This is a genomic window from Sphingobacterium sp. N143 (assembly GCF_030325625.1).
Lineage (GTDB): Bacteria > Bacteroidota > Bacteroidia > Sphingobacteriales > Sphingobacteriaceae > Sphingobacterium.
Map to the genome: position 1 here is coordinate 1 of NZ_JACAIS010000008.1, position 13,070 is coordinate 13,070.

A 13,070-nucleotide genomic window follows, 5' to 3' on the forward strand; every position below is an offset into this window, starting at 1 on the left:
TTATTGTGTCCCATTGGACCAAATATTACATGGAGTCTTGATTTTATGCACGATACGTTATCTACGGGGAAGAGCATCCGGACATTGAACATCATAGATGATTTTAATCGGGAAGCATTATCTATTACAGTCGACACCAGCCTTCCGGCAGCCAGGGTGGTCAAAGAATTAGAAAAGCTGGTAGAATGGCGAGGCAAGCCTGAATGCATACGGTCAGATAACGGCCCTGAGTTTTTAGCAGAGGTTTTACGCCAATGGTGTTCGCAAAGCGGCATTGAATGGTGTTATATCCAACCAGGTAAACCTACCCAAAATAGTCTCATCGAAAGGTTCAACAGAACGTTCAGGCAGGATGTATTGGACAGTTATATGTTTGAAAACCTCACTGCGATCAGAAAATACGCTAATGCCTGGGCATGGATGTATAATAATGTCCGACCACATTCTTCGCTAGGGCAACTTACACCTGTAGAATTTTTAATGAAATATGGGAAACAGGAGAATTTCCCAACTTTCCAACGAGATAATAACAATAAATTCGATTGGAATTATTTAGTTTTGGATATAGCTAGTTAGGGTGAGATTACACTCTCACTTGAGATTGACAAGATCTGATATTAGGAAGCTATCAATTAAATATTTCTGTGGGAATATTGAATGGTAATGAAATTTCCGAAATCAAGAAAATAAAATCTATGGGTCGGATAAGTTGAAGGGGAAAAAATGATATATATATCTTGTCATAGGGGAAGTGTTGTCATGCAGCAATTCATTATCTTACAAATTTTAAAATCAATAAAATATGAATACAAAATTCGAAGCAGGAATTAACATTGCGATAAAAATCCCTAAGAGTAAATATGAAAAAACTGTTGCTTTTTACAGGGATATTTTGAAATTAGTTGTTGAAGAAAAACCGATTGATAATCCAACAGTTTCCAGAACACACGAAGTGAAATTTGGGCACAATGTGTTATGGTTAGATTGTGTGGATAATTATACGCATTCCGAAACTTGGTTGCAGCTTACTGTTCCTGATGTGGCAGTAGCGACACAATATCTGCAATTGAATGGTGTGGATACTTGTGATGAAATTGAAGAGCTGCCCGAGGATATGCATTGGATCACTGACCCTGCCGGCACGGTATTCAATGTACAGCAGAAACCATAACTTCGGGACATTTTATACGCTCAATCTTAAAAGAATGGTGAGAGTAAACGATTAAGGATGGGTTATCCATTAACCTGGCTTTTCAAATGAAATATGCTGATTTCAGGTTGCACACCAACTCGACTAGGGTAATCTAAGTAGCCAAAACCAACATTCACGTAAAGTGACTGTTGGTTTTCACGATATAGACCTGCCCATTCATTGTATGCATATTGAATCGGGCTCCATTGATAATTTGGATTGCTATAACCAAATTGACCACCATGTGTATGCCCACTGAAGGTTACATCAATCATCGGGTATTGGGGGATTATTTCAGCCCTCCAGTGTGAGGGATCATGTGAAAGCATTAGATGAATAGGTGAGGAGCCATCCACCTTAGACATTGCCAGGTCAAGGTCACCATAGTTGTGCCGGTTGTTTACCCCCCAATTTTCTACACCAATAATGGTGATCTTGTCGTTGTTCAGAACGATTTCTTTTGATTCGTTTAAAAGTAACTGCCAGCCGAGGCTATGGTGAATACCTTTTATACGAGCTAGATTTTGCTCCTTTGTTAGCTTGTGCTCATTGAAAAAATGAGACCTATTAAAATGGTAATCTCCATAGTCGTGATTCCCCATAATCGAAAAGGTACCCAATGGAGCCTTTACACGAGCAAATATGGCAAGGTAATCATCCATTTCAGAAGCGAAATCATTTACCAGATCACCTGTAAAAAAAATGATATCTGGTTTTTGCGACAACAACATATCCACTCCTTTTTTTACAGCATTTATGTTAAAGAGGCTGCCAGCATGTATGTCCGAGATCTGGGCTATGGTCATTCCATCAAATGATTTCGGCAAATTCGGTAAAATAAGATCGATATGTTTAACTTGATAATCATAAAGGTTGAACATAAATCCCTTGGTCACTGCTGCTATAGGGATACTGCTCAGCAGAAGTCCACTTTTGACGATGAAGTCAGATCTATTGATTGTCTTTTTATTTTCATTGCGACCAGCTGGAATATGATTTCCTGTCAGGAATTTGCCAATGGTTTTTATGATTAAGAAAAGTGCGTCCAATCCAATGAAGAGAAGAAGAGTAGCCTTACCTAACAGTAATGAAATAGGCAAGAATATGAAACATGCTGTACCAAAGTTACTCCATTTAAAAAACAAGCTTAAAAAGATGCATGCATAAGAGATTAAACTGATCGACCACCAGACTATATTTATCAATACCCGATTTGATTTCCATGTGGTCAGTCCTTTTAACATTAGCAACAACAAAAAATCTAAAAGGACAAGTATGAATATAATTTTAAAATATGTGAAGAGCTGTAGGATCATCTGGCAATTTAAGTAATGTGAGCAGTCAATTTGAAAGTTGATTGACTGATTTATATCTAAAGTAATATTTTTTGAGGGTTAATCCTATTGTTGACTCATTTTATTTGTACGTATATATTGATTAATTAGAAAGTAAATACACGCCTTGTCATATTAAAAAATGTCATAGGGATACAATCAAGGAAATGTATAGCCTTGCATAGAAATATCGAATCTGATAATGTTAAACTCAATAAAGAAACTATTGAAAAGGAGGTCAATGCAAAAGAAAGTTCATTAGGATTATTTTATCGTTTTCTTTTGAATACTTTTAATGTAGAAAAACTTCCTTCTTTTATATTCCAGCTATATTCAAAAGCAATGGAATACCCTTTAGACTGGATTTTCCAACGGTCATCTTTTTCTTTGCCAAGGTTGCGGTTTATAAAGCCTACCATTGCATTTTTTCCAATTTCTTCAATGTTTTGGTTGAAAGGCGAGATCCCATTACAGATGCTGAATAATTGATATGCAGCTTCGTTTGGATGGAGTATATTTGTTTTTAATGCCTGATATAATCTCCGCTCTTCGTTGCTGAAGAGATCAACGATCTCTTCCCAGTTAGAATCCAGAGCCATACCTTTTTCCAAATCTTTAACGATTGTGTTCCGCACTTTTGAAAAGCGGGACTGGTGTTTTAAATAAAATGCCTTAATTTTCCGTTCCACAGTGTCCTGCCAAGTTGATGGTGTCGATTCTTTTAATAGATCAGTGTTATAGGCATTCCAACGGATTTCATTCATTTCCTGATACAATTGGTCAATTTCATATTCTTGTTTCTGACGTTTAAAGGTAAGCTGAAGGTTAAGGTGTTGAGATGTATGTGGTGGAATATATTCGGGTTTGCTGATTAGCATGTTTTTGAGATCTAAATTAAACCGGAATCCATACAATTGATTTATAGCCCAGATTTGCCAAATGTCTTCACCGAATTCCTTTGCAAAAATCTGGTTTCCAAAAGTATAGTTGATACTTGCTTCATCTGCTCCTATGGCTTCCTTTTGATAGATATGAGGTTGAAGTAATCCAGTGATCACACTGGCAATTTCAATGGGTTTATAACATTGCAATAATGTTATTGTGCTGAACTTTGGATCTTGCAGGATATTTGTCAGGTCACTATTTTCTAGACTGGTGAATGGTATGTAGATAAGTTCCTTTGGTGGTGGGGCAATATTTTGAAGATATTTCTTACGCAGTTGCATTAAGCTTGAACGTTCAGCTTGTGCATATTCAATCATCGGATCAAATAATATATATTGTTGCTGAGTTGTTAATGTAGAGTCAGAAAGTTGATTTGCGATTTTAGAAATGAGTTTGAAAAATTCATTTTTGGTTTTTTCTTTATGATTATCAAGTTCACGATCATAAACCTGTGCAGAGCAGGTTATGGTTACGAAGATAAAAAGGATGGAATTTATTATTCCCTTATAATTTTTCATGCGATGTATCTGTACAAAAACCAGGCCCATCATCGCTTAAAGCGTGTAGGTTCTGTGATCATTACCTTGTCTTTTTCTTCATGGTCAATTTGAAAAAACTGTGGTATAATTTCTATGAATTTATATTTCCCCTATTAACTTTTCTATTTTTGAGAAAACTAAGCCCCAGTGAAAATATTTACCCTACTCTGCCTTTTCTTTTCGATTCAAATGGCCCATGCCCAACATGGCCAATTATCAGGATCCATAAAAGACTCCATTGCACATTCGCCCATACCTTTTGCCAGTGTTGCTCTCATTGATGACAGTGGCGGAATAAGTGATGGCATGATAGCAGATTCAGTAGGTAATTTTCACTTTTCTAAACTCAAGAAGGGGAGATATCATGTCCTCATCAAATTTATAGGCTATAATCAGAAGAAAATTTTTGTGGATATCGACGGGAAAGGACCAGTTCGTCTTACAGATATTATACTCTCAAGCACCAATAATAGGTTGGCAGAGGTAAAAATTACAGGGGCGGTAGGGACGCAAAAACATACTGGAGATAGACAAACTTATCAAGCTAGCCAATATAAAAATGCTATTGGAGGAACAGCCTTGGATATTGTGAAAAACTTACCTGCAGCTTCTGTAGATGTGAATGGAAATATTAGTATGCGTGGAGATGCAGGGGTTATCGTTCTCATTAATGGTAAGCCTTCTTTTTTGGACCCGGTAACGATCTTAAATCAGATTGCTGCAAATGACGTTGCCGAGGTAGAGTACATTACCAGTCCTACTGCTCAATTTGATCCAGATGGAAAAGGGGGAATTATTAATCTCAAAACCAAGAAAAATACAGCCGATGGATTAGCATGGACCGTTAATCTCCAAGGAGGATTGCCAAGCATCGATAATTATGACAATCACGACAGTCAGAAACGATTTGGAGCTGATATCTCATTTCAGTTTAAAAAGAATAAGTTGGAACTGAACGGTTCGGCCAACTACCTGCGAAATGATAATGCTGGATTTAGAGAAGGAGATGTATATACGATCATAGGGGATAAGCAGACTTTCTTCCCTTCTAAAGGAGAGCGGAGTTTTGATAAATACAATTATGGTGCCCGGCTGAATGCTGCATACGAGATAACGAAAGAACATCAAGTCAATTTAGGTATTTTGGCATCGCGAAAATTTCAGGACCGCTTGGCTGATATCTATTATACAAACCAAACAATACAGCCCTCAACGGGTAAACAAATATCATCCATCGATTATTTTAATTCCAACCTTCAGAACAAACAAGGAGCATTCTATCTTATAGATTTCAGCTACCAATATAAAATCAATGAAGATCATGCATTGCAATTGGGGGCCATTTACGAATATGCCGATATCTATGGATCGACAAAAAATGCAAATATCGAAGAGGATAAAGATACAATTCAAAAGACAATTAATAATTATGCCAATCCCCTGCATGGTCTGAGATTATCCGTACAGCATAGCTGGAAACTACAGGATGGAGTATTGTTGAGTGGTTATCAACTTAGAAATGACCGGCAGAAAGGTAATTTTATGTATTTTGCACGTGAAAAAGGCAGCAATACAGACGAGTTGATACCCGAGTTTACAGGTCAGTTAAATGCAAATAATACGGTACACGCATTCTTTAGCCAATACGACCGAAAACTTCAAAGGACACAATTTTCACTTGGGTTGCGTTATGAATATTACCAGCGCGATGTACTTCTGGTCAACAAAGGAAAAGAGTATCCCTATTCGGTTCATCAATTGTATCCCAACTTCAACTTGGTACATGATTTGGGAAAGGGATGGTTATGGAAGCTTGCTGCTGCTAGGAGGGTACAACGAAATAATAATTTTGAGCTCAATCCCATACCCGAGCGGGAACATTCCGAGACCCTGGAGCAGGGAGACCCCAAATTGCTGCCAGAATTTACAACCAATCTGGAAACTGGACTTGTCAAAAAAATCGGTGGGGGAAATATTTTTCTGAATACTTACTATCAACACACCAAAAATCCGATCCAAAGGGTAAATTCTGTTTATGCTGATACCATCCTCAACCGGGTTTTTACCAATGCTGACTATGCTAGCCGCTGGGGAATGGAAATGGGCGGAGAAGGTAAGCTATTGCCTTGGTTAAAATTAAATGTTGGTTTTAATCTCTATGATTATAAAATCTCAGGACAGGTGTTGATGGATCCGGAAACACGAACCAATAATGATTGGGTCTATTCATTGAATGCCGGAATTCAGGCTGATTTTTCAAAAGACTGTAGTACAGGCTTGCAGGTGAACTATCTTTCCGAAAAGCCAACGGTACAAGGAAAGGACTCAAGGTTTATAACACCACATTTTAATTTGAGCAAAGGGTTTCTGAAAGGAATAATTAAGGCACAGCTGCAATGGCAGTTCATCGAGCTTGGTAACTGGGGTGTGAACGAACAGCGCATCACAACATCTTCAAACGATTTCTTCACGACAACCAATTATATTTATGAGAAGAATGTCTTTTTGATCAATTTAAACTTCAATTTTCATAAGCTCAATCAGCTCCTGAAGTTACCAAAGAGTGAATTTGGTGAGAAGGAATTTTAACTATGCTGCCTCTTGAATTCAGATGGAGTAATTCCCGTATATCGTTTAAAGTACTTGGAGAAATTTGATTTGTCGGAGAAGCCTAATGCAAAAGCAATCTCAGCAATCGAGTTGTTGGTATAGAAAATTAACCTCTTCGCTTCCTTTAAAATATAAGCAGCCAATATTTGTGAAGCTGTGCTGTTCGATATTTTTTTACATGCCGCACTCAGATTTTGAGGGCTGGTGTTGAGCAGTTCCGCATAATATGCAACATGGTTAATGATTGGTGTATCAGTATTCAATAGTTCAACAAAGCGAACATACAGATCATTGGACAATGAAGAGGCCTGTTCTGTCTTTTCAGTATCCTCCAGGATTTTGGCTAAGAGTGATCTGAATAACCCTTCTTGGCAGATCTTATTTTCTTCTTGGGATAGTAATACCAGTAGTGTTGGGATGATTCCGATTTCTTTCAGGTATATGGTGTCAAACTTACTGATCTCGTCAACCATCCTGGCAACTTCAAAGTCAAGACTTTGGTCCACAAATAATTTTTTTACCAAAAGGACGAACCCTTCTACAGGAGTTGTCAACTCCCAATGATGAACACAATCCTTTCTAATGATCAATAAGCATGGTGTTTTTATACTAGATTCATGGCCATCAATAACGTGCTTTCCAGAAGTGGACGATAAAAAGACCAATTCGAGATACCCGTTGTGCTTATGTGGCTTGGTGGTTGTCTTTGAATTGTCAAATGCAGCGACTTTTAATAATTTCTGTTGTTCGAGTTTATCTTTTACTTCTATGGTATCCATTCCAGAACATTTATTCAGTAGTAAAAATAGAATAAAATGTAAACTTATTGTATATGTTTATTTGAAATTCGATGCTATACAATGTCATCATATTTGTCCGCCACCTATATCTGAGATGATATGTGTCTAGGGACAACGATATCATGCTATTGAGCATCACAAGTGTACCCAAAATCACATAGAAACAACTGCTTAATGTAGCTTTGCTGTGATCATACAACGGTTGCAATGAAAGTATATCTGTGTGCGATCTCATAGGCAAAGAAAGTACTGCTAGTATTGTAATACAATGTTATTGGTGTTACAAAGAATGTCGCAGAATAAGTTTGGTTGGATTCCGCTTCCTAATCGCCCTTTTATCCTGGATGGCTTCCACAACTGCTTTTGCCATGGCTTCGAAGTCCGAAGATATGACTGTGATTCCACCTTCCAGTATTTCCTTATCCATAGAGATGAGTGTCCTTGTTATAGGAGGGATCATTGTACTGTATACTGCCGCTGGAGGTTTATGGGCTGTACTAGTCACAGATGTGGTTCAGTTTGTGGTCCTATCAGCGGCGGTTATGATCGTTATTCCATTGGCACTGGATGATGTGGGCGGATTCGGGAGCTTTGCCCAGCAAGCACCTGATAGATTTTTTGATTTTTTCAATAGTGAATATACTTTTGGTTTTTTTCTGGCCTTTTTGTTGTACCAAACCGTGTATATTGGGGGGAACTGGTCCTATGTGCAACGTTATACCAGTGTCTCAACTGAGCAGAATGCCCGGAAGGTAGCCTATTTATTTGCAGGATTATATTTAATCTGTCCCTTTATCTGGATGCTGCCACCTATGATTTATCGGGTTATTAACCCTGGGCTCGAAGGTGTTGCAGCAGAAGGAGCTTACATAATGATGGCCCAGCGGGTACTGCCAGCAGGTCTCATCGGGCTTGTGCTATCCGGTATGGTTTCGGCAACAGCCAGTAAGGCAAATACGACACTCAATCTTGCGGCAGTAGTTTTTGCGAATGATGTTTATAAGAAAATTTTCTTCCCCGGAGTTTCTGAAAAGACGCTCATCTGGGTGGCACGCATTTTCACAGTGTTCTTTGGTATATTAACCATGATTCTTGCCATTCTAATCCCTTACGTAGGAGGAATTGTGGAGATGGTTTTAAGCACGGCCGCTATCGCCGGAGGCTCACTGTTTGCACCATTGATCTGGTCACTGTTTTCCAAAAGGCAGACCGCAGGTTCCATTGTCACAGCCTCACTTCTGAGCTTAGCCGTAAGCTTATTTATGAAAATAGCATCCCCTTATCTATTAGATATTAAATTGGACCGATTTTGGGAGACAGCTTTGGGAGTAGGTTTACCACTGTTGATATTGGCACTGTTTGAATGTTTGAATGATCAACAGTCCTATCCCCAATTTGAACATATTGGGCAGCAAGATGTACAGAAAGATAAAGAAGCCGATCGGCAAAATAGATTCGGTATTAAAGTGATAGGTGTATCCATTGCTGTGGTTGGCTTAGGTGTCATAATATTAGGCGTTATCTCATCTAAAGGACTTACTGCTATAATTGTCGGTACTATTATCTCAATCGGAGGTTTATCTATATGGCGGGCAGGAAGAAAATAAGCCGGATGCCTGTACATAAAATCTATTTTGCTAAATTCATTTCAACAGGAGGTTTAAAACTGTAAAAATTTATTTTTACAGTTTTAAACCTCCTGTTGATGATTATTGTTGTGGAACTTCAATTTCGATGAATCCTTCCTCTAAAGAAGCAATGTTTTTACCCGCTAAAGTTCCTGTTTTTCTTAAATCCTCCAGGAAGTCTTCAGTACTTCCATCGTGTGCAACCTGGATGGTAGATCTATCTTTTCTAAATTTTAGGTTTGCACTTTTAACACTTTTGCAGGATACAATTGCATCTTTAAACTTGTTGGCATCTTCATATGACCTTACACCAGAGATTTGTATGCTAGTAGCGATTTCCGTTATATTTTCTGCAGCTTTTTTATCCTTTTTCTTAAATAGACTGCTTATGGTCTTAAGTGTTTTTCCTGCTTTGTTCACTGTTTCTGCTGCCCCTTCAGCAGTATTTAATGCATAATCTACCTTGGACTGTGCCTGTGCGATTTGACTTGTAGCGATTGCAGCAAGTCCAATTACCAATAATACTTTGCAAATTTTCATGATTCCTGATTTCATGGCTTTTAATTTTTAAGTGTTTATCCCTAACAAATAGATTTTATTTCTCTATCCGTTTTTTAACAAATCTAGCGATGCTTTTTAGTTGTATCGTCCCATCTTATAAGTTGATACCTATTTCTGTACATTAGTCGAATGATGAAGTATCTTCACAGGGAGTAAACGGTATTTGGTCCGGCCGCTAAAGCACACATTATTTCAAAAAATTATCCAGGTAGTCTAATAGTATACTTGTCTGTGTCATCAGGCTTACATGTGATTGTCCAGGAACTACAGCTAATTGCGATTTTGGCATTTTCCCAAAATCAGCAGCTATGCCACCACCCAGAAACTGATAGGTTTTGATCAGTTCCATTTTATCCATACCATCATTGTCCCCTGAAATAATTAGTACCGGTGCCGCGATTTTAGAGATATTGGCATCTCCAAAGTCAAAAGATTTCCCTGCTAATGCAATCATCTGTTTTAAAAAACTGGCCCATTTGGTTGTATCAGGCGCCACGGCATCATATGCGACTTGCATGGGGCTGTTAGTGAAAAATTCTGGTTTCATACCTTTAAATGCGTCATTGATTTGTGGCAACCAACCTGTACTCTTATAAACACCTGAAATAATAACCAGTTTCTTTAATCTCTTGGGATATAGAATCGCAAATTTGTAAGCGATTGAGGCTCCAAAACTATAACCGACGATGTCGGAACTTTCAACATTCAAATAACCCATTAAAGCATCCACGTCCTTGGCAAATGTAGTATGGTCAAATTTACGAACTGAAAACGCCGTATGTCCATGTCCCTGTAGTTCTATGGCGATTACTTTTCTCGTTTTTGACAGTTCCGGGATGAGCTGTCCCCAGTTTGTACCAATGGTCATAAAGGCGCCATGTAACAAGATGATAGGTTGTCCCTCACCATGGACTTCATAATAAATATTGATGCCGTTGACAGGCGCATAGCCACTGTTGGAAGGTTTGACCTGTTGGCTTTTGGATTGAATTGCTGTAACCATAATGATTGCCATTAAAATGAGTGAATTATTTTTTTTATTGATTTAAATAGATTTTTCATAACCGATTTTATTCATTAATAAATTTTCAATATAAAGATGAGAAGTATGGAGAAAGCTGATGTAGTGTAAAAACGACAACTTCAGGGGTGTATTGCGTCAAAAAAAGTACTGGCATTATGACAATCGGAACGTTCTTTCAGAGCCTTTTTGCGTCCAATGACTTTATTGAGAGAAAGATGGAGTTGAATGGACCCCTTCGATCAATATGGATCACTATTATTTTGTATTTGGTATATTAATAGTAATTTTACAGGAAATTAACATCTATTGGGTTAATTTGCATCAATTAAACATACCAAATTTATGATATCAGGGCTGAAAATTTTTTCCATATCAATGGATGACTTTCACTTGCTGCAAGCCGGAGATCAGTCTGTTTTTGGCATTGTGTTTAATTATTATCAGCCTATCATCTATTTTAAAGCCAGACAATTCTGCAAGAATGATAGCGATGCGGAGGAGGTTACACAGGAGGTCTTCATTGAATTTTATCTTAAAAGGATGCAGTTATCCGGTCCTGAAGCTATTTTTCCTTTTCTATTTACCATTGCAAAGCGGATGGCCATTTCTAATTTTCGGAAGTCACTCGTCCGGTCCAACTATTTGCAATCGCTTCAGCAGACCTGGTTGGAAAGTTCATCATCACTGCAGGAAGAATTGGACGCCAAAGAGCTACAGGCAATCTTGGAGTCTATTATTGATCAGTTACCGCCACAGCAGCAAGCCATTTATCGGATGAATAAGTTTGAAGAGCAGTCTTATCAGGAGATTGCTGATCAGGCAGGCCTGTCCAAGAATACCGTGCGCAATCACTTGAGCTTGGCCTCTAAATTTGTCCGCTTTAAATTGGACAAGATCCTATCTATATTTTTCTTCTAAACATTTGCCCCTCAGTTCATATTCAGTGTAGAAGATATTAAGTCAGTCCTATGCATGAAGCCCGATTTATAAAAAAATATTTTCATTGGTACTTTTTCAAAGCTGATGCGATTATGTTTTTGAAATCAATCCAAAGGAATGAATCTAATTGAACAATACAGCCAATTAATACGTAAATATTTTGCCAACTTAGCCACTAAGGAGGAGCAGGAGCAGATGCTGGGCCTGATGAACGATCCGACCTTTCTACAAGCTTGGTCAAAAGTCTGGCGAGAGCAATCATACCCTATACATCCTGGGAGATACCCCGATCCCAAACAGATGCTGGAGAATATTTTGTCTGACCCTCGGGTCGAAAGGCAAGGGACTATGGGGAGACAGGCAGTCTTTTATAAAAAATGGTGGCAGATTGCAGCTGTACTTTTTGCGCTCTGCGGTGCGGTGCTGTGGACCTACCATAACTTTCAGTCAGATGATGTAACAAAAGACGAGCTTACATCGACTCTTCCGGTTGTCCCTGGTTCGGAAAAAGCGATGATCATTCTTGAAAATGGAAAATCGATTGATCTAAGTTTGATCAAGGGCGACACGGTACTTGATCAGGGAGCATATTTGATCACTAAAAATAGTCAGGGAGAGATCAGCTATAGTCTCAAAGATGGATCATCATCAGCAGATAAGATAGTCTATAATACCATTGTCACACCCAAAGGGGGAGAATACAATCTGAAAATGGCCGACGGAAGCCTTGTGCTGCTTAATGCAGGTAGCAAGATCAAATATCCGGTAAGATTTGATGCAGCAACGCGTGCTGTGGAGCTTGAAGGTGAGGCATATTTTGAGATCGCTAAAATGCAAGTTCGCGGTAAGCGTATACCCTTTATCGTAAAAAGCGGAGCGCAGACTCTGGAGGTGTTGGGGACACATTTTAACATAAAGAGTTTTGGCGATCATATTGTTACCACCTTGGTCGAAGGTAAGGTCAAGCTTTCTTTCGCTGATGCAGGATTGAATGCGCAGGTGCTTGCACCCAATGATCAGGTGATTTTTAATCACAGGCGGGCCTCAGTACAAAAGGAGCAGGTAGACCCATTCTATAGCCTTGCCTGGAAGAATGGCAATTTCGCTTTTGACAATGCCTCTATCCATAGTGTCATGGATGAAGTGGCGCGTTGGTACGATGTAGACATAAAATACGAAGATCAGCTGGGAGGACAGCACTTTTCGGGAACCATCTCCCGCTATGAAAATATAGACAAATTATTGAAAACGATTTCTTTCGCTGGTGGAGTGCATTTTGAACGTAAAGGAAGGAGGATACATGTGCTAAAATAATACCTATGGGATTATAAAGAACATGAATACGATCAGGAGCGCGCCAACGCCCCTGAAAGTTTTGTCTTTTTCTCGACAAGGATTGAATAGTAAAACCGTAAAATTTTATCTCAACCGAATGCAATTTAATAAAAAAAATCCGATCGGACTGACTAGGCTATGTCAGGAAAGATCCAAGAAAATA

General features: G+C 38.6%; 11 protein-coding genes. 6 read left to right on the forward strand and 5 right to left on the reverse strand.

Going from position 1 to position 13,070, the window contains the following annotated elements:
• Both HX021_RS15245 and HX021_RS15250 read left to right on the forward strand, forming a co-directional pair.
• A partial coding sequence (locus tag HX021_RS15245; RefSeq protein ID WP_286591319.1) for an integrase core domain-containing protein occupies positions 1–576 on the forward strand: 576 nt, incomplete at its 5' end.
• A 226-nt stretch (positions 577–802) separates the two neighbouring features.
• Positions 803–1,171 (forward strand): VOC family protein, encoded by a 369-nt coding sequence (locus HX021_RS15250; RefSeq protein ID WP_286591320.1) that lies wholly within the window; start codon positions 803–805, stop codon positions 1,169–1,171.
• A gap of 62 nt (positions 1,172–1,233) precedes the next feature.
• Here the strand turns inward: HX021_RS15250 and HX021_RS15255 are convergent, their stop codons facing one another.
• A complete protein-coding gene (locus HX021_RS15255) occupies positions 1,234–2,508 on the reverse strand; it encodes a metallophosphoesterase (protein WP_502959008.1) in 1,275 nt (424 codons plus the stop codon).
• A 287-nt stretch (positions 2,509–2,795) separates the two neighbouring features.
• A complete protein-coding gene (locus HX021_RS15260) occupies positions 2,796–3,989 on the reverse strand; it encodes a hypothetical protein (protein WP_286591322.1) in 1,194 nt (397 codons plus the stop codon).
• Between the two features lie 168 nt (positions 3,990–4,157).
• Here HX021_RS15260 and HX021_RS15265 point away from each other — a divergent pair, with 168 nt between their 5' ends.
• Positions 4,158–6,599, forward strand: a complete 2,442-nt coding sequence (locus tag HX021_RS15265; protein WP_286591323.1) for a TonB-dependent receptor — start codon at positions 4,158–4,160, stop codon at positions 6,597–6,599.
• On the opposite strand, the gene HX021_RS15270 is transcribed toward HX021_RS15265, so the two are convergent.
• Positions 6,596–7,399 carry a helix-turn-helix domain-containing protein gene (locus tag HX021_RS15270; RefSeq protein WP_286591324.1) on the reverse strand — a complete coding sequence of 268 codons (804 nt, stop codon included), beginning with the start codon at positions 7,397–7,399 and terminating at the stop codon, positions 6,596–6,598. The genes HX021_RS15265 and HX021_RS15270 overlap by 4 nt on opposite strands.
• Positions 7,400–7,764: 365 nt before the next feature.
• Between HX021_RS15270 and HX021_RS15275 the strand changes: the two genes are divergently transcribed.
• A complete protein-coding gene (locus HX021_RS15275) occupies positions 7,765–9,027 on the forward strand; it encodes a sodium:solute symporter family transporter (protein WP_286591325.1) in 1,263 nt (420 codons plus the stop codon).
• A 102-nt stretch (positions 9,028–9,129) separates the two neighbouring features.
• Here HX021_RS15275 and HX021_RS15280 read toward each other — a convergent pair whose 3' ends face one another.
• Both HX021_RS15280 and HX021_RS15285 read right to left on the reverse strand, forming a co-directional pair.
• A complete protein-coding gene (locus tag HX021_RS15280) occupies positions 9,130–9,603 on the reverse strand; it encodes a hypothetical protein (RefSeq protein WP_286591326.1) in 474 nt (157 codons plus the stop codon).
• A gap of 193 nt (positions 9,604–9,796) precedes the next feature.
• Positions 9,797–10,612: an alpha/beta fold hydrolase gene (locus HX021_RS15285; RefSeq protein ID WP_286591327.1), complete on the reverse strand. Its 816-nt coding sequence runs from the start codon at positions 10,610–10,612 to the stop codon at positions 9,797–9,799.
• Positions 10,613–11,008: 396 nt separating this feature from the next.
• On the opposite strand from HX021_RS15285, the gene HX021_RS15290 reads away from it, so the two are divergent.
• Both HX021_RS15290 and HX021_RS15295 read left to right on the forward strand, forming a co-directional pair.
• On the forward strand, positions 11,009–11,551 hold the full coding sequence (locus tag HX021_RS15290) for an RNA polymerase sigma factor (protein WP_286591329.1): 543 nt from the start codon (positions 11,009–11,011) through the stop codon (positions 11,549–11,551).
• Between the two features lie 138 nt (positions 11,552–11,689).
• Positions 11,690–12,886, forward strand: a complete 1,197-nt coding sequence (locus HX021_RS15295; RefSeq protein ID WP_286591330.1) for a FecR family protein — start codon at positions 11,690–11,692, stop codon at positions 12,884–12,886.
• Positions 12,887–13,070: the final 184 nt, after the last annotated feature.

What these genes read in the sequence shown, in the direction of transcription:
- HX021_RS15250 (WP_286591320.1), top strand. Translation starts at nt 803, where the DNA reads ATGAATACAAAATTCGAAGCAGGAATTAACATTGCGATAAAAATCCCT.
- HX021_RS15295 (WP_286591330.1), top strand. Translation starts at nt 11,690, where the DNA reads ATGAATCTAATTGAACAATACAGCCAATTAATACGTAAATATTTTGCC.
- HX021_RS15275 (WP_286591325.1), top strand. Translation starts at nt 7,765, where the DNA reads ATGGCTTCCACAACTGCTTTTGCCATGGCTTCGAAGTCCGAAGATATG.
- HX021_RS15255 (WP_502959008.1), bottom strand. Translation starts at nt 2,508, where the DNA reads ATGATCCTACAGCTCTTCACATATTTTAAAATTATATTCATACTTGTC.
- HX021_RS15290 (WP_286591329.1), top strand. Translation starts at nt 11,009, where the DNA reads ATGGATGACTTTCACTTGCTGCAAGCCGGAGATCAGTCTGTTTTTGGC.
- HX021_RS15280 (WP_286591326.1), bottom strand. Translation starts at nt 9,603, where the DNA reads ATGAAATCAGGAATCATGAAAATTTGCAAAGTATTATTGGTAATTGGA.
- HX021_RS15260 (WP_286591322.1), bottom strand. Translation starts at nt 3,989, where the DNA reads ATGAAAAATTATAAGGGAATAATAAATTCCATCCTTTTTATCTTCGTA.
- HX021_RS15270 (WP_286591324.1), bottom strand. Translation starts at nt 7,399, where the DNA reads ATGGATACCATAGAAGTAAAAGATAAACTCGAACAACAGAAATTATTA.
- HX021_RS15285 (WP_286591327.1), bottom strand. Translation starts at nt 10,612, where the DNA reads ATGGTTACAGCAATTCAATCCAAAAGCCAACAGGTCAAACCTTCCAAC.